Origin of the sequence: Bacillus sp. USDA818B3_A (assembly GCF_009928415.1) — a bacterium.
GTDB lineage: Bacteria > Bacillota > Bacilli > Bacillales > Cytobacillaceae > Neobacillus.
This window is the reverse complement of sequence record NZ_JAABNN010000003.1, coordinates 233811-256185: the sequence shown is the minus strand read 5'-3', so window position 1 is coordinate 256185 and position 22375 is coordinate 233811. Positions and strand designations below refer to the sequence as shown.

The 22375-nt window shown below is 38.2% G+C and carries 24 protein-coding genes; 23 read left to right on the top strand and 1 reads right to left on the bottom strand.

Annotated features, from left to right (window positions below; all coding sequences use genetic code 11):
* The first annotated feature begins 47 nt into the window (after positions 1 to 47).
* The 11 genes from aroA (at position 48) to GXK58_RS07440 (ending at position 9232) form a co-directional block, all read left to right on the top strand.
* A complete protein-coding gene (gene aroA / locus GXK58_RS07490; RefSeq protein ID WP_160721339.1) occupies positions 48 to 1337 on the top strand; it encodes a 3-phosphoshikimate 1-carboxyvinyltransferase in 1290 nt (429 codons plus the stop codon).
* Between the two features lie 110 nt (positions 1338 to 1447).
* A complete protein-coding gene (locus GXK58_RS07485) occupies positions 1448 to 2344 on the top strand; it encodes a hypothetical protein (protein WP_160721337.1) in 897 nt (298 codons plus the stop codon).
* A gap of 26 nt (positions 2345 to 2370) precedes the next feature.
* Positions 2371 to 3636 (top strand): tetratricopeptide repeat protein, encoded by a 1266-nt coding sequence (locus GXK58_RS07480; protein ID WP_160721335.1) that lies wholly within the window; start codon positions 2371 to 2373, stop codon positions 3634 to 3636.
* A gap of 32 nt (positions 3637 to 3668) precedes the next feature.
* Entirely contained in the window at positions 3669 to 4235 is a 567-nt protein-coding gene (locus GXK58_RS07475; protein ID WP_160721333.1) for a ReoY family proteolytic degradation factor, read from the top strand.
* A 113-nt stretch (positions 4236 to 4348) separates the two neighbouring features.
* Positions 4349 to 4813: a YpiF family protein gene (locus GXK58_RS07470; RefSeq protein ID WP_160721331.1), complete on the top strand. Its 465-nt coding sequence runs from the start codon at positions 4349 to 4351 to the stop codon at positions 4811 to 4813.
* A gap of 141 nt (positions 4814 to 4954) precedes the next feature.
* Positions 4955 to 5458, top strand: coding sequence for a QcrA and Rieske domain-containing protein (locus GXK58_RS07465; protein WP_160721329.1), 504 nt, complete (start codon positions 4955 to 4957; stop codon positions 5456 to 5458).
* A gap of 2 nt (positions 5459 to 5460) precedes the next feature.
* Positions 5461 to 6135 (top strand): menaquinol-cytochrome c reductase cytochrome b subunit, encoded by a 675-nt coding sequence (gene qcrB, locus GXK58_RS07460; protein WP_160721327.1) that lies wholly within the window; start codon positions 5461 to 5463, stop codon positions 6133 to 6135.
* A 59-nt stretch (positions 6136 to 6194) separates the two neighbouring features.
* A complete protein-coding gene (locus GXK58_RS07455) occupies positions 6195 to 6968 on the top strand; it encodes a menaquinol-cytochrome c reductase cytochrome b/c subunit (protein WP_160721325.1) in 774 nt (257 codons plus the stop codon).
* A 72-nt stretch (positions 6969 to 7040) separates the two neighbouring features.
* Positions 7041 to 7637: a DUF1405 domain-containing protein gene (locus tag GXK58_RS07450; protein WP_160721323.1), complete on the top strand. Its 597-nt coding sequence runs from the start codon at positions 7041 to 7043 to the stop codon at positions 7635 to 7637.
* A 62-nt stretch (positions 7638 to 7699) separates the two neighbouring features.
* Positions 7700 to 8494 (top strand): sporulation protein YpjB, encoded by a 795-nt coding sequence (ypjB, locus tag GXK58_RS07445; RefSeq protein ID WP_160721321.1) that lies wholly within the window; start codon positions 7700 to 7702, stop codon positions 8492 to 8494.
* Between the two features lie 60 nt (positions 8495 to 8554).
* Entirely contained in the window at positions 8555 to 9232 is a 678-nt protein-coding gene (locus GXK58_RS07440; RefSeq protein WP_160721319.1) for a zinc metallopeptidase, read from the top strand.
* 60 nt (positions 9233 to 9292) lie between these two features.
* Here the strand turns inward: GXK58_RS07440 and GXK58_RS07435 are convergent, their stop codons facing one another.
* Positions 9293 to 10165, bottom strand: a complete 873-nt coding sequence (locus GXK58_RS07435; RefSeq protein ID WP_160721317.1) for a YitT family protein — start codon at positions 10163 to 10165, stop codon at positions 9293 to 9295.
* Positions 10166 to 10358: 193 nt separating this feature from the next.
* Between GXK58_RS07435 and GXK58_RS07430 the strand changes: the two genes are divergently transcribed.
* The 12 genes from GXK58_RS07430 to GXK58_RS07375 all read left to right on the top strand — a co-directional run bounded on the left by GXK58_RS07430 (position 10359) and on the right by GXK58_RS07375 (position 22274).
* On the top strand, positions 10359 to 10703 hold the full coding sequence (locus tag GXK58_RS07430; protein ID WP_160721315.1) for a nucleotide pyrophosphohydrolase: 345 nt from the start codon (positions 10359 to 10361) through the stop codon (positions 10701 to 10703).
* Positions 10704 to 10708: 5 nt separating this feature from the next.
* Positions 10709 to 11512 (top strand): 4-hydroxy-tetrahydrodipicolinate reductase, encoded by an 804-nt coding sequence (dapB, locus tag GXK58_RS07425; RefSeq protein ID WP_160721313.1) that lies wholly within the window; start codon positions 10709 to 10711, stop codon positions 11510 to 11512.
* A gap of 11 nt (positions 11513 to 11523) precedes the next feature.
* Positions 11524 to 11946 carry a methylglyoxal synthase gene (gene mgsA, locus GXK58_RS07420; protein WP_160721311.1) on the top strand — a complete coding sequence of 141 codons (423 nt, stop codon included), beginning with the start codon at positions 11524 to 11526 and terminating at the stop codon, positions 11944 to 11946.
* Positions 11933 to 12658 (top strand): bacillithiol biosynthesis deacetylase BshB1, encoded by a 726-nt coding sequence (gene bshB1 / locus GXK58_RS07415; protein ID WP_160721309.1) that lies wholly within the window; start codon positions 11933 to 11935, stop codon positions 12656 to 12658. The genes mgsA and bshB1 overlap by 14 nt, the downstream gene beginning before the upstream one ends.
* Positions 12646 to 13773, top strand: a complete 1128-nt coding sequence (gene bshA, locus GXK58_RS07410; protein WP_202171317.1) for an N-acetyl-alpha-D-glucosaminyl L-malate synthase BshA — start codon at positions 12646 to 12648, stop codon at positions 13771 to 13773. The genes bshB1 and bshA overlap by 13 nt, the downstream gene beginning before the upstream one ends.
* A gap of 10 nt (positions 13774 to 13783) precedes the next feature.
* Complete coding sequence (locus tag GXK58_RS07405) at positions 13784 to 14983, top strand: CCA tRNA nucleotidyltransferase (RefSeq protein ID WP_160721307.1); 1200 nt, start codon at positions 13784 to 13786, stop codon at positions 14981 to 14983.
* Complete coding sequence (locus tag GXK58_RS07400) at positions 14968 to 15945, top strand: biotin--[acetyl-CoA-carboxylase] ligase (protein ID WP_160722174.1); 978 nt, start codon at positions 14968 to 14970, stop codon at positions 15943 to 15945. The genes GXK58_RS07405 and GXK58_RS07400 overlap by 16 nt, the downstream gene beginning before the upstream one ends.
* 404 nt (positions 15946 to 16349) lie before the next feature.
* Positions 16350 to 17186, top strand: coding sequence for a 3-methyl-2-oxobutanoate hydroxymethyltransferase (gene panB / locus GXK58_RS07395; protein ID WP_160722170.1), 837 nt, complete (start codon positions 16350 to 16352; stop codon positions 17184 to 17186).
* On the top strand, positions 17183 to 18022 hold the full coding sequence (gene panC, locus GXK58_RS07390; protein WP_160721305.1) for a pantoate--beta-alanine ligase: 840 nt from the start codon (positions 17183 to 17185) through the stop codon (positions 18020 to 18022). Before panB ends, panC begins: the two co-directional genes overlap by 4 nt.
* 36 nt (positions 18023 to 18058) lie before the next feature.
* Positions 18059 to 18442 carry an aspartate 1-decarboxylase gene (gene panD / locus GXK58_RS07385; protein ID WP_160721303.1) on the top strand — a complete coding sequence of 128 codons (384 nt, stop codon included), beginning with the start codon at positions 18059 to 18061 and terminating at the stop codon, positions 18440 to 18442.
* 139 nt (positions 18443 to 18581) lie between these two features.
* A complete protein-coding gene (dinG, locus tag GXK58_RS07380; protein ID WP_160721301.1) occupies positions 18582 to 21380 on the top strand; it encodes an ATP-dependent DNA helicase DinG in 2799 nt (932 codons plus the stop codon).
* A 48-nt stretch (positions 21381 to 21428) separates the two neighbouring features.
* Positions 21429 to 22274: an ATP-dependent DNA helicase gene (locus tag GXK58_RS07375; RefSeq protein WP_160721299.1), complete on the top strand. Its 846-nt coding sequence runs from the start codon at positions 21429 to 21431 to the stop codon at positions 22272 to 22274.
* Positions 22275 to 22375 lie beyond the last annotated feature (101 nt).

Below are 22375 nucleotides of genomic sequence, written 5' to 3'. Positions count from 1 at the left end.
CTCTCGGGCAGATAGTAACAAATTATGAAATAAAAAAAGGTGATTGAATGGCGGCATTTAAACTAAAGAACAATATTAATCGCTTAGCTGGTGATGTAACCATCCCGGGTGATAAATCTATATCCCATCGGTCTGTGATGTTTGGTGCTATTGCTCATGGCGAAACAAAGGTAACCAATTTCCTGCCTGGTGATGATTGTTTAAGTACAATCTCTTGTTTTCGAAAGTTAGGAGTGACGATCGAGGAATCTGATAAGGGGCTTCGGATTGTTGGAAATGGTTTTGAAGGATTGAAAGAACCGGCAGAGGTTTTGGATGTGGGGAATTCAGGAACCACCATCCGCTTATTAATGGGGATTTTAGCAGGACGGCCCTTTTTCTCATCCTTAGTCGGCGATGCTTCTATTGGCAAGAGACCCATGACAAGAGTAACGGTACCATTAACTAAAATGGGGGCCAAATTAGATGGCCGAAAAAATGGAGACTTTACACCCATTTCCATCCGTGGCGGACAATTGCAGCCTATTCAATATGAACTTCCAGTTGCAAGTGCGCAAGTGAAATCTGCCTTAATTCTTGCGGGACTTCAGGCTGATGGAGAGAGCACGATTGCTGAGCCAGCCGAGACTCGTGATCATACTGAAAGAATGATTCGACAATTTGGCGGTGAAATTACAAAAGATAATCGCACCATTCGGGTGAAAGGCGGTCAAAAACTGACAGCGTCCGACATCCATGTTCCTGGAGACATCTCGTCTGCAGCGTTTTTCCTTGTTGCAGGAGCCATTATCCCTGGGAGTGAAATAGTCTTAAAAAATGTAGGGCTAAATCCGACCAGAACTGGGATTATTGAGGTAATGCATAAGATGGGAGCAGAACTAGAGATTGTCCAAAATGAGAGCAATGATTTAGAACCGGTCGGAGATCTGATTATCAAAACTTCCAATCTTAAAGGAACGGTAGTTGAGGGTGAGTTAATTCCTAGGCTAATTGATGAGATTCCGATCATTGCCCTTCTTGCTACACAGGCTGAAGGGACAACGATTATTAAAGATGCGGAAGAATTAAAAGTGAAGGAAACCAATCGGATCGATACCGTTGTACTCGAATTACGAAAATTGGGTGCGGATATTGAGGCTACAGAGGATGGAATGATTATCCGTGGAAAGACCAAGTTAAGCGGTGGAAATGTTTCTAGTCATGGAGATCATCGAATTGGCATGATGCTGGCAATTGCAGCCCTTTTATGTGAGGACTCCGTAGAGCTCGAACAATCCGAGGCTATATCTGTTTCATACCCAAACTTTTTTGAACATTTAAATAACCTTATCCACTAAAAAGCAAAAGCTGCCTTTCCGGCAGCTTTTATTTTTTTGTCAGCTGACAAAGTCATAGATTGATTATTTTTTGCATAGCTTGTCTTAAGAAACAATAAAGGTGGTGGACAATGTATATTATTGAAAATGCCAATGTTCTTAAAGATAAGCAGCTAACTACATGTTCGCTACTTATAAGAAATGACCAGATTACCGTGCTTCATAATGGTACTGCTCATTACAAATACATGAAGATGAATCTAGCACCCTATATAATGACCCCTGCTTATGTCCTTTTAAGCTCAGCTATTCCATTTGAGAGTTCTTTTCAAGTTTTAAAAACTTTTATTACTGAGAACTTTATATTAAAAGGATGTACCACCATCTTTACCTATGTCAGCCTTTCCTATGAGAATGAACTTTTGGATAAGTTAAATGAAGTGAAGAAGGCTTTAATGAGCAGTCCAATTGATTTTCTTATCGGAATTAAAATTCCTGCCAGATTAATGACTCCCACATTGATTAGAAAGTGTAAGAAGCTTAAAATCCCGGCTATCTTTTTGGAAATCCAAGATTCACTTGAATTAGAGAAAATTCCTTGGGGGTGGATTAGAGAGGCGATGTTTCCCTTTAATAGTCCATTAATTCCAATAATTTCTTCAGAGCAAAAGAAGGAAGCAGAGACCCTCTTGTCGAAATGGAAAGATAGAATGATAAAAGAAAAAATCCCAGCCCTATACCACTTAATTGAAGAAGGTCAGCCCTTGTCTATTCCCATTCTAAATAAGATTGGTCTATATCCAAATAAAGGATGCTTTATGTCGGGTACAGAATTAAGTTATAATTTATATCTTAAGGATAGAGAAATCGCGAAGGTTGATGAAGAAAGTTTATTTCATTATCATAGTAATAGACTTGTTGTTACAGTTGACAAAGGAAAGGTAATCCGTTCGGGTGAAAAAGTTTTATTCAGTCCAGGAAGTGGAGAATTTGTTCAGGTACGGACCCCATTCTTTTTTTCTTTGTAAATCTGGGGAAGAAGAGGTATAAGCCAATGGAAAGAATCAATAAAATTATTCAAATGTTAGAAAACGGCCAACATAAAGAGGCATTAAATGAATATAATGATGTATTACAAGACGGTAATCCGGAAGAAAAATTTCTTCTCGGTGAAGAATTGTACCATTTTGGATTTTTAAAAGAGGCACGGGAATTGGTTGAAAGTTTATTAACAACCTATCCAGAAGAAGGTGAACTCCTTGTCCTGCTTGGTGAAATATTGGTGGAAGCAGGCGAAGAAGAAGAAGCTATGCTTGTATTGGAGAGAATTTCAGAACAGGATGCACACTTTGGACAGTCACTATTATTACTAGCTGATCTTTATCAAATGCAAGGTCTTTTTGAAGTTAGCGAAAGAAAGTTGTTAAAAGCAAAAGAGCTTCTGCCTGACGAAGTAATAATTGACTTTGCATTAGGAGAGCTCTACAGTGAGCAAGGCGAGGTAATTAAGGCTAAGAACGCATACGAGCGGGTTCTAAGGGAAGAAGATGAAATTGCTGGAGTTAATATCCATGCAAGGATGGCCGATTTATTGAGCGCCTCAGGTGCTTTTGAAGAGGCTCTCAACTACTATGACAAGGCATTACAGGGAAAATTAGAGATTAACACTCTATTTGGTTATGCATTTACTGCCCTCCAAGCAGGATATAATCGGACTGCTATTGAAAAGTTCAATGATTTAAAAGAGCTTGATCCAGAATACCATTCTCTTTATCTGCACCTAGCTAAGGCGTATGAACGGGAAGAGGAACTGGAAAATAGTTTGAACTCTATTAAAGAAGGTATTAAGCAGGATGAATTTAATAAAGAGTTATATTTCTTTGGAGGCAAGATTTGTTTAAAGCTGGGTTATGAAGAGGAGGCGGAAAAATATTTTCGTGAATCTCTTGCCTTGGATCCCGGATTTATGGAGGCGGCCGTGACCTTAAATAAACTCTTTTTCCGGCAAGAAAGGTATGAAGATGTTATTGATTTAATTTCCGAGCTGGATGTTCATGGAGATGAAGAACCTCAGCTTCTTTGGGATTCAGCTTTAGCCTATGATCATCTCGAAGAATTTTCTTCTGCATTAGACAAATATGAAAGTGCATATACTTTTTTCAAGAATAATGAAACATTCTTACAGGATTATGGATATTTTCTTGTTGAAGAAGGAAAAAATGACCGCGCTGCCGAAATTTTTAAACAGCTGTTAATAGGGGACCCAACAAACGAAGAATATCTGGATTTGTTTGAACGACTTACCGATGTGAATATTTAAAAATGCTGATTATGCAGAGGAGGGAAACTATCATGACAACCCCTGTTTCTGTCAACGAGAAGAAGGATTTTATTCGCTGGTTTCTTAATCATTATCAATTAAAGAGAAGAGAATGTGTTTGGATACTTAATTATCTAATGAGCCATGATCAATTAATGGAAAAGGTTCATTTTGTTGAGCAAGCACAGTATTGCCCTAGGGGTCTAATTATGTCTACACATTGTGTGGATAAAGTGCCGTTTCGTTTTTATAAAGAGAATGTCATGACAACCGATGCAGAAAAATCATTCCATGATATTCGGCTGAATCGGGATGAAGATATTTTTATCCAATTAAATTTTCATGCTTCTAATCAGGCACATCAGTATGTAGCGGTTTTGGAGGAAAATCCATTTGTACCAAAGCATTTACAAGTTAATGAAAAAGATGGGATCGTAGCAGAACAATTATTGCAATACAGCATTGAACGTTTCCAACGCGATAAGTTAATGGAACTAATCGATGAAGCGCTTGATAAGCAAGATCAACACACATTTCAAATGCTAACAGAGAAATTAAATAAACTGTCTGTAATTCAAGAAAAAGGAAGCCTGCGTTAGCCGGCTTCCTTTTTTCTATTAAGAGAATATTTTGAAATATTCTATTTTATCTTTTATTATTTTAGGAGAAAATGATATGATAGAAGTAGTGAATCAAAAAGGTTGGTGTAAGAATGAAATGGGTGCCACAAGAGGTTGAAACCTACTTGAATGCAAAGGAATACGTTGATACCGCCGTTATTCCAATATACTCTATATCATTTGGAGAGGAGATGAAACAGTCCGCTGCAGCATTTGAATTTATATCACTCTTGACAGGTCATTTGGAGAGACAGTTTACAGGGAGAATTTTATTATACCCTCCATTTACCTATCTAAAAAAAGATAATATGGAACATACCTTAAATAGTTTAGTAAATTGGGAAGAAAACATATTGAAGAGTGAATTTAAGCACGTATTTTACATAACTTCCGAGCTCGATTGGCGTATGCATGAGCAAAAATTAGGCGGGTCATTGATATGGCTGCCAACCCTGCCGCTTGGAAACATGAGTGAGTCTCAAAAAATGGAGGTTGTTGACAGCCAAGTTAAACAGCTGCTATCAATTTTTACACAAAAGTGGAGTAACAACGAGTAAAGCCTGTTATAATAAATGTTTTTTAAAATAGTATGATATTGACCTTGCTGTAAGATTGATATATCATTGTTATGTCCTAGTTTTATATGTGTTTATTTTGTGTCCGATGGACTTCAAACTTTGAACAAGGGGGGGATAAGCTTGAGTAAAGAACGTGTTTCAAGACGTCAATTTTTAAACTACACTTTAACTGGTGTAGGTGGGTTCATGGCAGCCGGTATGTTAATGCCAATGGTTAGATTTGCTGTGGATCCGGTATTAAAGGCTGAAGAAGGCGGAGATTTTGTTGCGACAAAACAAAAGGTTTCTGAAATAACGGAGGAACCAGTTCGTGTTGACTTTACCTTTAAGCAAAAGGATGCTTGGTATGAGTCAGAGGTTACGAACACTGCTTGGGTTTATAAGGATGGAGACAAAATTGTTGCACTTTCGCCAATTTGTAAACATCTGGGCTGTACCGTAAACTGGAATACGGACAAGGAACATCCAAATCAATTCTTCTGTCCATGTCACTATGGGCGCTATGAGAAGGACGGAACTAATATTCCTGGTACACCGCCGTTACACCCGCTTGATGTATACCCATACAAAGAAAAAGAAGGCTTCCTATACTTAGGAAAAGCTGAACCACGGAAGGAGGCGTAAATATGTTAAACAAAATTTACGATTGGGTAGATGAACGTTTAGATATTACGCCGCTGTGGCGCGATATCGCAGATCATGAAGTACCAGAGCATGTAAACCCTGCGCATCATTTTTCAGCGTTTGTATACTGCTTTGGCGGTCTGACATTCTTTGTAACTGTTATTCAAATACTTTCTGGTATGTTTTTAACCATGTACTATGTACCAGATATTAAAAATGCTTGGGAATCTGTTTATTATTTACAAAATGAAGTTGCATTTGGACAAATCGTACGTGGAATGCATCACTGGGGAGCCAGTTTAGTACTTGTAATGATGTTTTTACATACGTTGCGCGTCTTTTTCCAAGGTGCCTATAAAAAGCCTCGTGAATTAAACTGGGTTGTCGGAGTGCTAATTTTCTTCGTGATGTTAGGTTTGGGTTTCACAGGTTACTTACTGCCTTGGGATATGAAAGCGCTGTTCGCTACAAAAGTAGGTCTGCAAATTGCTGAGGCAACACCGTTCATAGGTACTTACGTGAAAGTTTTACTTGCAGGACACGAACACATTGTTGGTGCTCAGACATTAACCCGTTTCTTTGCCATCCATGTATTCTTCTTGCCTGCGGTATTGTTTGGTTTAATGGCGGCACACTTTATCATGATTCGCAGACAAGGTATCTCTGGACCGCTTTAAAAATCAGTTTTTTTCTGACATAGGAGTGTATATTACAGAAAAAAGGAGGGGATTGCTCAATGCATCGCGGTAAAGGTATGAAGTTTGTTGGTGACTCACGTGTTCCAGCGCCTGAAACACGCACACCAAAACTTCCAAAAGATTATTCAGAATATCCTGGCAAAACAGAGGCATTCTGGCCAAACTTCCTTTTAAAAGAATGGATGGTTGGTGCAGTATTTCTTGTTGGTTTTTTAAGTTTGACAGTAGCACATCCGGCTCCGCTTGAAAGGATAGCGGACCCAACTGATACGGGATACATTCCATTACCAGACTGGTATTTCCTGTTCTTGTATCAATTACTAAAATACTCATTTGCTTCTGGTCCATATACCGTTATTGGAGCAATGATTATGCCAGGTTTAGCATTTGGAGGGTTATTATTAGCACCGTTCCTTGATCGTGGTACGGAACGCCGTCCTAAAAAACGTCCGCTTGCAACAGGCTTTATGCTATTAGCACTTGCAGCTACAGTTTTCCTTACATGGGAGTCTGTAGCAACCCATGACTGGGCGGCTGCAGAACGACAAGGAAAAATTGTCGAAAAGGTTGAAATTGACAAAACTAGTGAAGGATATAAAATTGCTAGTGATAATACTTGTATTACTTGTCATGGTGACAGTTTTCAGGGCGGTGCAGGTGCTCCAACATTAGTCGGAACTGGTTTATCCGCTGATGAAGTAGCTAAGATTGCTAAAAATGGTAGAGGTAAAATGCCAGCTGGGGTCTTTAAAGGGGATGACGAACAGCTTAAGAAGCTTTCTGAATTTATCTCAGGTCTTGGTAAAGAATAATTTTACTTATAAAAAGCTGACGGGAATCGTCAGCTTTTTTCTTGATGAAGACTATTAAAAGGAGGAGATTTTGTGGGGTGGATTTACCCTCTCCTGTCCAATCGTTCAGTATTAAAGTTATTACTTTTAGTAAATATTGCAGGTACCATTTATGGGTATTATTGGTATGGGTGGCAGTTAAAAGAGACTCCATCTGTATTTTTGGCGTTTGTTCCTGATAGTCCAACCGCAAGCTTGTTTTTTGTTTTTGTACTTATCGCATTCATACTAAAAAAGAATTGGCCTTTAATGGAAGCACTTGCGTTGGTGACCCTATTCAAATATGGCATTTGGGCAGTTGTAATGAATATTCTTGTATTTATTGTCCAAGGGGATCTTGACTGGGTAGGGTACATGTTAATATTTTCACACTTTGCGATGGCCGTCCAAGGTATTCTCTATGCTCCTTTCTATCGTATAAAGGCTTGGCATTTAATAGTGACTGCTATTTGGACACTGCATAACGATGTTATTGATTATGTCTTCTTTATGCTGCCGAGTTATTCCATGCTTGATAAGTACATACCACAAATAGGTTATTTTACATTTTGGCTTTCTTGTCTTTCAATTGGACTTGCCTATTATTTTGGAATCAGACCTAATCGTTTTAAATTAAAAATTAATCATTGATTATGGTCTATCCTTGTCCAACCCTACATACATTTTATTAGTAATGAAAGGGGGGACAAGGATTGAAATTTAGATGGTTATACTTTTTAGCGATCATCATGATGCTCACTCCCATAACAGTTTCTGCTGAACAGCAAACTCCATTGGAGAAGCTTGATGATATATCTGATGAAGCTCTTCAAATGGTGAAGTTTCAAAGATATGAAGATGCAAAAAAATTGCTCGATTATTTTTCTGACCAGTTTACAAACATAACAGGGGCGGAAGAACCACTCTCAATGGACGAGGTTAGAATTGTAAATACCTCCCATGATGAAGCCATGGAGGCGGCAGTAAGTCCCAATATGAAATATGAAGAAAGATTAAATAAACTAACAAAGTTCCGTCTTGTAATTGATGCTATAGCAACGAGTCATCAACCTTTATGGACCGAATTGGAAAGTCAAGTCATGACTGCATTACACCAGGCAAAAGAAGCGGCGGTAATGGGTGATAACGCCCATTTTCATACAAATTTCAACACTTTTTTATCTTTATATAATGTTATTTATCCAAGTATGAAAATAGATGTTCCTGTGGAAAATATTCAAAGATTAGATGCTCGGATTGATTTTATTAATGAATATCGGACACAAGTGCTAAGTGATTCGAAAAGCCAGCAAGAACTTAATGCACTAGACACTGACTTGAAAAATCTCTTTACAAACATGGAAGAGGATGAAGCTGATCCCTCATTATGGTGGGTGATTATTTCGACTGGCAGTATAATAATTATGACATTATCATATGTGGGCTGGAGAAAGTATCAGGGTGATAAGGAACCTAAGAAAAATCGTTCTAGAGACATAAAGGATTGAAGCATGTCTAATCGGGTAGACATAAACTAATAACATCATGAGTCTGATTAGGAGGTCATTATGTATCTTATTTACTTTGCTATTATAGTTTTTATTCCCTTATGGGCTCAAATGAGAGTGAAAAGTACGTTTGCCAAATATGCACGGATACCTGCTTCGAATTTTCGTACTGGAGCAAATGTTGCTAGAGAAATTCTCAATGCAAATGGACTATATCATGTTAGGGTTGAAGAAGGACGCGGATATTTAAGTGATCATTACGATCCAAGAAGCAAGGCCGTCCGCCTCTCACCGGAAAATTTCCATGGGAATTCGATTGCTGCGGCAGCTGTAGCGGCACATGAATGCGGACATGCCATTCAGGATGGACAAGGCTATGTATTCCTTCGCTTCCGCCACGCTTTGGTTCCAGTGGCCAATCTTGGTTCTAATGCTTCCTGGATTCTCATAATGATTGGTATCTTTGCTCATTTAAGCGGGTTACTATTATTAGGGATTATATTTATGGCTGCAGCTGTACTTTTTCAAATTGTCACCCTTCCGGTTGAGTTTAATGCCTCGAACCGTGCCCTGAATCAAGTGGTTTCCCTTGGTTTAATAGGCGATCGTGAACGATTAGGGGCAAGGAAAGTATTAAATGCAGCTGCACTAACTTATGTTGCGGCAGCAGCGGTAGCTGTTTTAGAATTATTAAGACTTGTTTTCATTTTTACAGGTATGAATAGAAATGACGATTAGAAAAAATGTCCTCAAAGTTGAGGACATTTTTTGTCGTTTAGGAATTTATAAAATTTTCGCTTATTCTCCAATCGGCATTTTGTTTTCATCAAGTGTAAATCCTTCACCATGAACATCATGAACAACTGATATCGATACAAAGGCATGGGGGTCTATTGAAGTAATTAGATTCTTCAAACGGATGATTTCATTCCTAGCCACAACACAGTATAAAACTTCACGCTCGTTTTTTGTGTAAGAGCCGTAAGCTTTAAGTGCAGTTACACCGCGGTCCATTTCGGCCATAATTTTCTCAGCAATTTTCTCATTTTGATCTGATATAATTATAGCTCCCCTAGCAGAGTAGGCACCTTCCTGAATAAAATCAATCACTCTGGCTCCAACAAAAACAGCAACAAGTGTGTACATGGCTTGCTTATAATTTAAGTATGTAAACCATGAGACAGCAATGACACATGCATCAAATAGGAACATCGTTTTTCCCATATTCCAGCCAGCATATTTTTGGACGAGTCTAGCAATGATATCAACTCCTCCGGTTGTACCGCCAAAACGAAAAATGATTCCCAGTCCAATTCCAGTCAATACCCCTGCAAAAAGTGCCGCTAATGTTAGGTCGTGTTCAAGAGGCATCTCAATTGTATTGCGCTGAAAAATCCATAGAAAAACCGAAACACCAACCGTTCCGATGATTGTATAATAAAAAGCATTCCTTCCTAGCAGCTTCCATCCTATGAAAAATAAGGGGATATTGAGTATTAAGTTGATATAAGAAGGATCCCATTTAAACAAAAAATAAAAGAGAAGTGTAATTCCTGTAAATCCACCCTCAGCCAGTTTATTTTGCATATTAAAATTGACAAGTCCAAATGACATAATGGAGGACCCTATTAGAATAAAAAGAATGTTTTTTAACTTGAGCCCAAGTAACATAAATATTTCCACCTCTTCCATCTCTCTCTATATGGCGGTTCTAATTATAGCGAATTAGGGTGATAAGAGCAATGAGAGGGAGGAAATCCACCTGATTAAAGCGAAAACATTTGTAAATCTTACGTAATTTAGCTAACATTAAAAGGTATATTATTATAGGTAAATAGCCCGTTTTAAAGATGAGGTGGAGAGAATGACTAACGGGAAGTCAATGAAAGAACTTCAAGCCGAAGTAGACCAATACATAAGTCAGTTTAAGGAAGGATATTTTAGCCCGCTGGCCATGCTTGCAAGACTAACTGAGGAGCTTGGTGAGCTGGCAAGGGAAGTAAATCATTATTATGGAGAAAAACCAAAAAAATCAACAGAAACAGAAAAGGCCATAGAAGAGGAACTTGGCGACCTGCTTTTTGTGATGATTTGTTTTGCCAATTCATTGAATATTGATTTAGAAGAGGCTCATGACTATGTCATGAATAAATTTAATACCAGGGATAAAGATCGTTGGACTAGAATAGACCCAGAAAGTGTGGAGTGAAGAAATTGAATACAATTAAAATTATTATTGCTGGCCCGCGTGGTCGTATGGGAAGAGAAGCAGTAACATTAGCTTCAAATACAGATCATTTTGATTTAGTTGCAGTAGTTGATCATAAAAATGATGGAATGATGTTGAGTGATGTAGAAGGTTTTCAATCCATTTCAAATGTACCTATCTATTCCGATATTGAAAAGTGTCTGCAAGCGGTAGAAGCAGATGTATTAATTGATTTAACAACTCCGGAATTTGGCATGTACCACACTAAAACAGCTCTTAACCATAATGTTCGGCCTGTTGTTGGAACAACCGGATTTAGTAAAGAGGATTTAGAAGAACTAGAACGGCTTTGTCAGGAAAAACAACTTGGTTGTATTATTGCTCCTAACTTTGCGATTGGGGCGGTTTTAATGATGAAATTTTCTCAAATGGCCGCTAAATATTTTTCTGATGTTGAGATTATTGAATTGCACCATGATCAAAAGCTTGATGCACCATCGGGAACAGCCGTTAAAACTGCAGAAATGATTTCAGCTGTGAGAGAATTAAAAAAACAGGGGCATCCAAATGAAAAAGAAACAATTACAGGAGCTAGAGGTGCTGAAATTGATGGGATGCATATTCACTCCGTTCGATTACCAGGACTAATTGCTCATCAACAGGTTTTATTTGGTTCTGATGGCCAGACTTTAACCATTCGTCATGATTCCTATAACCGTGCGTCATTTATGTCAGGTGTAAAAGTTGCTGTTGAAACAGTAATGGAGAACAATACTTTTGTTTACGGACTTGAAAATATACTAGATTAGGGGTTTGGATTATGAATATTGCTTTAATCGCACATGACCAAAAGAAGAATGATTTAGTCCAATTTGTAACAGCCTACAAAGATACTTTTGCCAAGCATATGCTTTTTGCTACTGGAACCACAGGATCCCGAATCAATGAGGCAACAGGCTTAGACATTACTCGGTTTAAATCCGGGCCTTTAGGCGGAGACCAAGAAATCGGAGCGATGATCGCTAAAAACCAGATGGATGCTATTTTCTTTTTCCGTGATCCATTAACTGCACAGCCGCACGAACCTGATGTCACAGCTTTAGTGAGATTATGTGATGTCTACTCTATCCCTCTTGCAACAAATATGGGTACAGCAGAATTACTTATCCGAGGATTAGAAATGGGTTTATTAGAGTGGAGAAATGTAGTTAAAGAGAATGGTGATGTTAATGGAGCAAAATAGGTTACATATTCTTGCATTTGGTGCCCATGCAGATGATGTAGAGATTGGCATGGCTGGTACCATTGCGAAACTATCGGGAGAAGGTAGGCATATCGGTATTTGTGACTTAACAGAGGCCGATCTCTCTTCCAATGGAAATGTAGAGCTAAGAAAAGAAGAAGCGGCAATTGCGGCTGAGACAATGGGTGTATCTGTTCGGATGTCGTTAGGTTTTCCTGACAGAGGATTATTTCTTAAAGAAGAATATATTAAAAAGGTTGCAGCTGTCATTCGAAGATTCAAACCCCAGATTGTGTTTGCACCCTATTTAGAAGATCGTCATCCTGACCATGGGAATTGTGCTCGAATTGTCGAAGAAGCCGTTTTTTCTGCAGGAATAAGAAAATTCTTGACCGATGGATATGATGAACCCCATCGTGTGGAAAGAATGTATTTTTACATGATCAATGGATTTCATAATCCTGATTTTACGTTTGACATATCAGATGTAATGGATAAAAAGTTAGCTGCATTACGTGCATATAAAAGTCAATTTGAATTAACAGCAGAAAGTGTTCAAACACCTCTTGTGAACGATTATATTGAAACCGTCGAGGCCAGGGAAAAAATGTTTGGAAAACTGGTCGGAGTAACATATGCCGAGGGTTTCAAGACAAAAGTTCCGCTTGTATTGAAACATGATTTGCTAGGAGAAGAATTATGCAAAAATTAAAAATTGGAATTACATGCTACCCGACTGTAGGCGGGTCTGGTGTGGTAGCAACCGAGTTAGGAAAGATGCTTGCTGAAAAGGGGCATGAAATTCACTTCATATCATCAAGTCTCCCTTTCCGTTTGAACAAGATGTATCATAATATACACTACCATCAAGTGGAAGTAAATCAATATTCCCTTTTTCAATACCCGCCTTATGATATCGCATTAGCGAGTAAAATGGCCGAAGTTGCTAATCGTGAGAAATTGGATATACTTCATGTCCACTACGCTATTCCACATGCAGTATGTGCGATTTTAGCTAAACAAATGTCCAGTAGAGATATTAAAGTCGTTACCACTTTACACGGCACAGATATTACCGTTTTAGGCTACGACCCAACATTAACAGATGCCATTAAATTTGGAATTGAAAAATCTGATATTGTTACTGCAGTATCACATGCATTGGTAAATCAGACCTATGAGCTGGTTAATCCTGATAAGCAAATCGAGACCGTGTACAATTTTATAGATGAAAGAGTATACCATAAAACCGAAGATACCTCTCTAAAAACTCAACTCCAAATTAATGAACATGAAAAAGTGATCATTCATGTTTCTAATTTTCGCGCTGTTAAGAGGGTTGGCGATGTCATTAAAACATTTGCAAAGATATCTGAAGCTATGCCGGCTAAATTACTGTTGGTTGGTGACGGGCCGGAGATGTCTATAGTTAGTAAACAGGTAAGACAGCTTGGTCTAGAGAAAAACGTAATCTTCTTAGGCAAACAAGAGAATTTAGAGGAATTATACTCTATTAGTGATTTATTGCTTTTGTTATCTGAAAAAGAGAGCTTTGGCCTTGTTGCCTTGGAGGCGATGGCATGCGGTGTACCATGTATAGGTACCGATGTTGGCGGTATTCCAGAAGTTATTCAGCAGGGTGTTTCAGGATATATCTGTAAGGTCGGTGACATAGACGATATCTCGGAAAAGGCTGTATCCCTCTTGAACGACCCTGACTTACATAAAAGTATGTCTTTTGAGTCATTGGAATTAGTTAAAAATAAATTTAAGGCTGACCAGATTGTTGAACAATATGAGCAGCTATACTGGCAGCTATTGAATTAAGGTGAATGAAATGAACGAGCCTTTTTTATCCGCTATTCCTGTTATTAATCAATTAGAGGCAGCAGGTTTCAAAGCCTATTTTGTTGGCGGCTCAGTAAGGGACTATCTTTTAAACAGGCCCATCACTGATGTAGATATTGCTACCTCTGCTACTCCAAATGAAGTTAAAGGGATATTTTCAAGAACAGTTGATGTTGGAATTGAACATGGAACCGTGCTAGTTCTTTTTCAAAATAACTCCTATGAAGTTACAACCTTTAGAACGGAAAGTGAATACCAAGATTATCGAAGACCAAAAGAAGTTGCCTTTATACGTAATCTTCATGATGACTTAAAACGGCGGGATTTTACTATGAATGCCATCGCGATGGACGGTAATGGCAAGTTGATTGATCCCTATCTTGGAAAGCTGGCTATTCAAGATAAAGTCATTCAGACTGTTGGATCAGCTGATGAACGGTTCGAAGAAGATGCATTAAGGATCATGAGAGCGGTTCGATTTGTCAGCCAACTCTCTTTTTCAATTGAGGAAAAAACACTAGAGGCGATCATAAAACTTGTTCCTTTATTAAAAAACATTGCTGTGGAACGGCTCCGAGTGGAGTTTGAAAAATTGCTTGCCGGTGAAAATGCTAACGCTGCTCTTTTGATCCTTTTAAAAACTCATTTATATTCGTACTTGCCTGGCTTAAGAGACGCTGAAGCCCAATTAAAAAGTTTAGCCACTATGTCTTTTAAAGGATTAAATAAAATTGAAATGTGGTCCTTGCTGCTCTTTTCGTTAAATCTAAAAAATAAATCAATTGAATTCTTTTTAAGAGAATGGAAACTTCCTGTCAAAGAAATCAAAGAAATTCAACAAATTTTGTTTTTTATAGAAAAACGGCTAGTGTGTGAATGGTCGGAATACGACCTTTATTTAGCAGGCAGAAAAGTCTTAATTTCCACAGAAAAGCTTTATGTCATTTTAAAAGAATCAAAAGTGGAAAATCCCCTCGCTTATTGGTTAAATATTTATGATCGATTACCGATCAAGGAACGTAGTGAAATGAGAGTTTCGGGCACAGATCTTATGGGATGGTTTCATACCGAAGGAGGACCTTGGGTAAGGGAAACCCTTCTAAAAATTGAATGTGCCATCATAGCAGGGGAAATCCAAAACGATAAAGAAGAGATTAAGGAGTGGCTGGTCAAGTGCAGTCAGAAATAAGAAAAAAACTGCTCGATGCCTTTACAAATGCTGGCGAAACCTTTCTTTCAGGGCAATATTTAGCTGAACTAATTGGCTGCTCAAGAACTGCGGTTTGGAAGCATATGGAAGAGTTGAGGAAAGAAGGATTCACATTAGAGGCTGTTAGAAATAAGGGATATCGAATTGTCAAAACACCTGAAAGCATAACGCCAGATGAGATCAGGCTTGGCCTCTCAACGAATTTTATTGGTATGAATATTCATTTTGAGGAAAGTGTGGAATCAACACAAAAAATTGCCCACCTCTTATCAAATGAAGGGGTGCCAGAGGGTACCGTTGTCATCGCTGAGGAGCAGCGGTCGGGGAAAGGAAGAATGAACCGCAGCTGGCATTCTCCAAAGTATACCGGTATTTGGATGAGTTTAATTATTAGACCCAATATTCCTCTTACAAAAGCCCCGCAGTTGACACTTTTAACTGCAGTAGCCATTGTACAGGCAATTGAAGAAATAACAAGTTTGATCCCTGAAATTAAGTGGCCGAATGATATATTAATTAATGGTAAAAAAATAACTGGTATTTTAACAGAACTTCAAGCAGAAGCCGATCAGATTCATTCTGTAATTATTGGAATGGGCATTAATGTCAACCAAAAAAAGGAAGATTTTCCTGCAGAGCTTCAAGGATCAGCTAGTTCTCTTTTGATTGAAAAAGGGGATCCTATCTCTCGATCTGAACTGATTAGGAGTATTTTTACACATTTTGAGAAGTTATATTTGTTATATTTGGAGCAAGGATTTTACCCAATTAAACTCTTATGGGAAGGGTATGCAATTAGCATAGGTAAAAACCTTAAGGCTAGGACACTGACAAATGTAATTGAAGGCAGAGCGCTGGGAATTACCGATGATGGTGTTTTACAGCTGGAGGATAAAACAGGGACGATACACCATATTTATTCAGCAGATATTGAGATTTGATAAGTTTATAATAGAGTCAGCGCAAGAACTATAGTGGTTCTTGCGCTTTTCGTTGTCTAGCGCAAGCGCCTAGGGGCTCTTAGGTCTAAGCCAATCCGTCAATAAGGCTAAAGAGCAGCCTTATTGCCGGCTCGTCTGTAGCCTTGCGCCCCTGTACAAGGCGCTTGCGCTTTCCTGATAAAATGCTATAATTTCTTTGGGCAGTATCTCTTTAGAACTGCACCTTAAGGATTGACCATACACAATTAAAAAGGTTTCTGCCTAGATCCGTGCAACGGACCGGGACAGAGGGATGAACATGTAAATGAGTAATGATAAGATCCTCTGCCTATAAGAAGGATCTTTTTTGTTTGCTCTCTACAAGCGTTTTATCACCTCTCCCATTATTAAAGGAGGGAATAATGATGAAGCAAACCACTGACTTTTTAAAAATGAAAGAAAACAATGAAAAAATTGTAATGCTCACCGCTTATGATTATCCATCAGGTAAACAAGCGGAACAGGGCGGGGTTGACATGATTCTAGTAGGGGATTCATTAGGAATGGTAGTCCTAGGGTATGACTCTACCATCCCTGTCACGATGGAAGATATGATTCATCATACCAAAGCAGTAAAACGCGGAGCTAAAAACACTTTCATAGTCACAGACCTGCCATTCTTAACCTATCATCTATCTGTTAGGGATACGTTGGTCAATGCAGGCAGAATTATGCAAGAGGCAGGGGCCCATGCTGTTAAACTAGAAGGCGCTGATGGCGTGTTAGAAAAAATCTTTGCATTAACCCAGGCGGGTATACCTGTTTGCGGACATTTAGGTCTTACTCCTCAATCTGTTGGGGTATTGGGCGGCTATAAAGTTCAAGGGAAAAATGCCGATGCCGCTCAGAAGCTGCTGGATGATGCTAAAAGAGTGGAAGAGGCGGGGGCATTTGCTCTTGTACTTGAATGTGTGCCGAAACAGCTTGCAGAGAAAGTCGCAGAATCAATCAAAATCCCAGTCATAGGTATTGGCGCAGGCCTTCATGTGGATGGACAGGTTTTAGTTTATCATGATGTTTTAGGATATGGTGTCGATCGGGTGCCAAAATTTGTGAAGCAGTACCATTCCGTCAATCCGTTTATGATTGAATCGATTCAAGCTTATACATCCGAAGTGAGGAATAGCCAATTCCCTGAAGATAAACACTCCTTTACCATGAAGGAAGAGGAATTGAAGGTTCTCTATGGAGGTATACAATGAAGGTAGTAACCAGCATAAAAGAAATGCAGATTGAAATATTGAATCATAAAAAAAGAGACGAGAGTATCGGCTTTGTTCCTACAATGGGTTTCCTTCATGAGGGTCATCTAACGCTTATTTCTGAGGCTAGGAAAGAAAATGATATTGTCGTTCTAAGTATATTCGTTAACCCTTTACAATTTGGGCCTAAGGAAGATTTTTCAACCTATCCTCGTGATTTTGAACGTGACTGTGCACTAGCAGAAGCCCAAAAGGTAGATTATCTCTTTTATCCTTCAGTAGAAGAGATGTACCCGCATGAATCCTCTGTGAAAGTAGTGGTTCAGCAGCGTACAGATGTACTATGCGGTAAATCACGACCAGGTCATTTTGATGGGGTTGCTACAGTTATAACCAAATTATTTCATATCATTATGCCTACAAGAGCTTACTTTGGTAAGAAAGATGCCCAGCAGGTGGCAGTGATTGATGGATTGATTTCCGATTTTAATTTTCCAGTTCAGTTAATACCTGTTGATATTGTTCGAGAAGAGGATGGGTTAGCGAAAAGCTCAAGGAATGTTAACTTGTTACCGGGAGAAAGACAGCAGGCTCCAGTCATTTATAAAAGCATAAAAAAAGCAAAGAAGGCAATCGACGGCGGTGAACGTAATCCGGAATATTTGACTTCTTTGATTAAAGAGATGATATCAAGTGAAACAGACGGGGAAATAGATTATGTCGAGATTCTTACTTACCCAGAATTAAAACCGTTGGAAAGAATTGATCATACCATTATCATAGCCATTGCTGTTAAATTCTCGAAGGTAAGGTTAATAGACAATATAATTATTTAAATAGATGAAAGTTTCATAACCTGAGGAGGAATCAACTTGTTTCGGACCATGATGAACGGCAAAATTCACCGAGCAACAGTTACTGAAGCCAATTTAAACTACGTTGGCAGCATTACGATTGATGAAGATATTATCGATGCAGTTGGAATGGCAGCAAATGAGAAAGTACAGATTGTTAACAACAACAATGGTGCTAGATTAGAAACTTATATTATTCCTGGCAAAAGAGGAAGCGGAGTAATTTGCTTAAATGGCGCTGCTGCTAGACTTGTTCAAGTAGGAGATACAGTTATTATTATTTCATATGCATTGGTGCTTGAAGAAAATATTAAAAACCATAAACCTAAAGTTGCGATCATGGATGAGAACAATCGGATTAAAGATCTCCTTCATGCAGAACCAGCACTTACGATTATGTAGTAGTGGTCCCCATTTTTTGGGGATTTTTTCTTTTGTTTTTATTATTTCAAAGACAATGGTAGAATTTAAATCATTATTAGGTTATTTTTATTGAAAGTAAGGTTACGGTTTAATGAACGAAGGTTTGGGGTGTATCAAAATGTTAAACAAATTTGTTGTGGTTGATTTAGAGACAACGGGTAACACACCAAAAAAAGGTGATAAAATTATCCAATTTGCAGCTGTAGTGATCGAAAATGGGATTATCACTGAACAGTTTTCCTCTCTTATTAATCCTCAAAAGCAAATTCCAGTCTTTATTGAAGAATTAACTGGAATTAATGATGATATGGTCAAGGATGCACCATTATTTTCTAAAATAAGTGAAAAGGTTCAATCTTTGTTAGAAGGGGCCTATTTTGTAGCTCATAATGTATTATTTGACTTATCCTTTCTTCAAGAAGAATTACTTCAAGCGGGAGAAGAAGGATTTTATGGGTCAGTTTTAGATACGGTAGAATTGGCAAGAATCCTTTATCCAACGGCTGACAGCTATAAGCTTACCGATTTGGCTGAGAAAGAAAATTTGACTCATGATCGTCCCCATCAAGCGGATAGCGATGCATTGGTGACAGCCGAGTTATTGTTAATTTTACTAAAACGTTTAGCTCGATTACCGAAGGTCACCATGACTCACCTAAAAATGTTATCTGGAGGATTAAAAAGTGACCTGCAGCTTTTCCTTGAGGAAATGACAGATCAATTTGAAAACGCGCCCGTTTCAGATTCCGTTGAAATTATTAACGATATAGCGTTAAAGAAATTTTTAACTAAAAAAGAAACCAATCTCCTGAATGAAGAAATAATTAATTACCCAGTAAGTGGAGACGAAAAGGCAGAGATAATTGGAAAGGGTTTTGGCAGTTTTGAAAAGCGGACGGGTCAATTTAAGATGATGGATACCGTCTATCAATCCCTTCAGCATTCACGTCATTCGCTGATAGAAGCAGGAACAGGGGTTGGTAAATCGCTTGGGTATCTTTTTCCCTTAGCCTATTTCGCAAAGCAATCTAAAAAGCAAATCATTGTCAGCACGCATACCATCCAGCTGCAAGAACAACTTTTAAATAAAGATATACCATTGTTGTCAAAAATTCTTCCTTTTAAAACCAAAGCTGTCCTCTTGAAAGGAAGGAGTCAATATTTAAATTTAGAAAAATTTCACCAGACATTATTAGATGAAAATGATAATTATGATACTACGTTAACCAAAATGCAGATTCTAGTCTGGTTAACTGAGACGGAGACCGGTGATAGGGATGAATTAAACCTATCAAGTGGTGGTCTACTATACTGGAATAAAATAAAAGACGTACCAACCGCATTTGCTCAGAATAAGAGGTGGCAGGAAAAGGATTTCTATGAAAGAGCAAAAAAGAATGCTCAGTTAGCGGATATTATTATAACCAACCATTCATTATTATTAAGTGATGTAAAAGGTGAAGCTTCCATTTTGCCTGAAACGGATTATGTAATAATAGACGAGGGTCACCACTTAGAAAAGACTGCGAGCCGGTTCTTCGGTAATACGTTAGATTATTTATCCACTCGAATGCTTATTGTGCAATTTGGCACTTTCGAGCAAAAACAGTTCTTTTATGAGATGGAGCAGATCCTTTCACACCTTCCTGCCTCGAAAAAAAAGCTGTTACATACATTTGAATTGAATCAATTAATGGTGGACCTTAACTATGAAACAGATGAATTTTTCAAATTAATGGCCCTGTATGCTAAAACAAAGGCGGGTAATAAGAAAGGTATAAACCGTATAAAGGTACGATTTGCTTCCACTGATCTTGGAAAAGAAAGAAAAGCATTCATCCATAGTGCTGAAAGGTTAGCTTTTCTACTTAAGGACGTACTAAGTGCTATTGATGATCGGCTGATTTATCTTAAAGCGCAAAGAGAGTTATTGTCGATTTCAGACTTGAATAAGGTGGAGGAAATCGTTGAATTTACAGTTGAATTGCAAGAGTTTCGAACCATGCTGATAAACTGTTTTATTAAAGATTCTAACGAAGTAAAGTGGATTGAAATGGATATCCGCTCACCACAAAATGTAACTACCTTTTTGGCACAGCCTGCTACGGTCAGTGAGCAGCTAAGAAAGAAGTTTTTCCAAACGAAGAAATCTGTAATCCTAACTTCTGCAACACTAACGGTAAATAATTCGTTTCAATTTATAATGGGAGAATTAGGACTTGAGGCAAATTCAACGGTTCAAGTAAGCATTCCTTCTCCATTTGAATACAAAGAGCAAGTCCAACTGCTTATACCTGAGGATTTGCCAGAGATTAACTCCGTATCTCTTGAAGAATATGTTATTTCAATCACTGAACATATCATCACGATTGCTGAAGCGTCAAAAGGGAGAATGCTTATTCTTTTTACGGCTTATGATATGTTAAAGAAAACATATGAATTAATTAAAGAGAGTGGATTTCTAAACGAATACGTATTGATTGCCCAAGGTATTTCAAGTGGAAGCCGTTCAAGGCTGACAAGGAATTTCCAGCGATATGATAAAGCGATTTTATTAGGAACAAGCAGTTTTTGGGAAGGAATCGATATTCCAGGCGAAGACTTATCTTGCCTAGTCATCGTAAGGCTGCCGTTCAGCCCTCCGGATGAACCTTTGACGGAAGCTAAATGTCAACTGATGATAGAGCAGGGGAGAAATGCTTTTACTGATTATTCACTTCCAGAAGCCATTCTTCGATTTAAGCAAGGGTTTGGCCGGTTAATTCGGACAGAAAAAGATCGCGGGATCATCATTGTATTCGATCGAAGAATTGTTACAACTAAGTATGGAAAATCTTTTTTACAATCGATCCCTCAGATTCCAGTTAAAAAAGGAGATATGTTAGAATTGGCTGAAATTATCCAAAAATGGTTATGATAAAATTTGGAAAACAACACATCCTATAACTACCTGGGAGGAATGTGTATGAGGATCATTCTGCTGATATTTGCCTTATTAATGACAAGCTGCATTGGAGTAAAAGCAGAAACAACTTTACCTGCAGAGGTTGAGAAAATAGATGTGAAATTAGCTGAACATCAAGCTGCAGTCACCTTTTTGGGCCTGTCTTCAGGGGAGGCTACGCTTATCCAAGGTGCAAATGGAGAAAATATTTTAATAAATATAGGCGGGCAGGGTGAACTGTCCGAGCTAGAAGGGTGGCTTTCCCTTTATAATGTAAAAGAGCTCTCCACATTAATCCTAACGACCAATGATCAAGATTTATCTATAAAGAAAATAGACGACATAATTCAAAAATATAATGTTAGAGAGATTGCCTCCACACCTGAGTTGTCAACCTTATTAACAACTGAAATACCGAATGACGTACTAGTTACTGTATGGAATGAGGGGACAAAGAAAGAAATCTTACCTGAAATGCTTGCTGATGTTCAGTTCCTTGGAACCGAAGAAAATGAAGGTATGGACCTTATGCTGCGCTTTTTTAAGCATAGCCTATTTTTGATGACGTCTTCTAGTCAACGTGCGGAGCAAGAACTTTTAACAAAGGATTTAGAAGATATTCATGTATTTAAAATTCCTGCTAATCTTTCCGATGAATCATTATCTGACCGTTTCATACAAACTCTAAACCCGCAAATATCCATTTTAGCAGGAGCAGAGGAAAAACAGCTGGACCAGGATTTAATGCATGATTTGCAAGGGATTTGGTCGGAAGTGTATTTTACGAAAAAACATGGGACGGTTACGATAAAATTTACAGAATCAAATTACGAAATCATTACGATTCCTCTAAAGGAGGAAGAATAGTTTTAGGATTAACGGGAAAATGAAAAAATTTTTCTATTTTAATTAAGATTGATAACACAACCTGATTTATCCTGTTATAATAATTAGAAAGATTCTTCACA

What these genes read in the sequence shown, in the direction of transcription:
- aroA (WP_160721339.1), top strand. Translation starts at nt 48, where the DNA reads ATGGCGGCATTTAAACTAAAGAACAATATTAATCGCTTAGCTGGTGAT.
- GXK58_RS07485 (WP_160721337.1), top strand. Translation starts at nt 1,448, where the DNA reads ATGTATATTATTGAAAATGCCAATGTTCTTAAAGATAAGCAGCTAACT.
- GXK58_RS07480 (WP_160721335.1), top strand. Translation starts at nt 2,371, where the DNA reads ATGGAAAGAATCAATAAAATTATTCAAATGTTAGAAAACGGCCAACAT.
- GXK58_RS07475 (WP_160721333.1), top strand. Translation starts at nt 3,669, where the DNA reads ATGACAACCCCTGTTTCTGTCAACGAGAAGAAGGATTTTATTCGCTGG.
- GXK58_RS07470 (WP_160721331.1), top strand. Translation starts at nt 4,349, where the DNA reads ATGAAATGGGTGCCACAAGAGGTTGAAACCTACTTGAATGCAAAGGAA.
- qcrB (WP_160721327.1), top strand. Translation starts at nt 5,461, where the DNA reads ATGTTAAACAAAATTTACGATTGGGTAGATGAACGTTTAGATATTACG.
- GXK58_RS07455 (WP_160721325.1), top strand. Translation starts at nt 6,195, where the DNA reads ATGCATCGCGGTAAAGGTATGAAGTTTGTTGGTGACTCACGTGTTCCA.
- GXK58_RS07440 (WP_160721319.1), top strand. Translation starts at nt 8,555, where the DNA reads ATGTATCTTATTTACTTTGCTATTATAGTTTTTATTCCCTTATGGGCT.
- GXK58_RS07435 (WP_160721317.1), bottom strand. Translation starts at nt 10,165, where the DNA reads ATGTTACTTGGGCTCAAGTTAAAAAACATTCTTTTTATTCTAATAGGG.
- GXK58_RS07430 (WP_160721315.1), top strand. Translation starts at nt 10,359, where the DNA reads ATGACTAACGGGAAGTCAATGAAAGAACTTCAAGCCGAAGTAGACCAA.
- mgsA (WP_160721311.1), top strand. Translation starts at nt 11,524, where the DNA reads ATGAATATTGCTTTAATCGCACATGACCAAAAGAAGAATGATTTAGTC.
- bshB1 (WP_160721309.1), top strand. Translation starts at nt 11,933, where the DNA reads ATGGAGCAAAATAGGTTACATATTCTTGCATTTGGTGCCCATGCAGAT.
- bshA (WP_202171317.1), top strand. Translation starts at nt 12,646, where the DNA reads ATGCAAAAATTAAAAATTGGAATTACATGCTACCCGACTGTAGGCGGG.
- GXK58_RS07405 (WP_160721307.1), top strand. Translation starts at nt 13,784, where the DNA reads ATGAACGAGCCTTTTTTATCCGCTATTCCTGTTATTAATCAATTAGAG.
- panB (WP_160722170.1), top strand. Translation starts at nt 16,350, where the DNA reads ATGAAGCAAACCACTGACTTTTTAAAAATGAAAGAAAACAATGAAAAA.
- panC (WP_160721305.1), top strand. Translation starts at nt 17,183, where the DNA reads ATGAAGGTAGTAACCAGCATAAAAGAAATGCAGATTGAAATATTGAAT.
- dinG (WP_160721301.1), top strand. Translation starts at nt 18,582, where the DNA reads ATGTTAAACAAATTTGTTGTGGTTGATTTAGAGACAACGGGTAACACA.
- GXK58_RS07375 (WP_160721299.1), top strand. Translation starts at nt 21,429, where the DNA reads ATGAGGATCATTCTGCTGATATTTGCCTTATTAATGACAAGCTGCATT.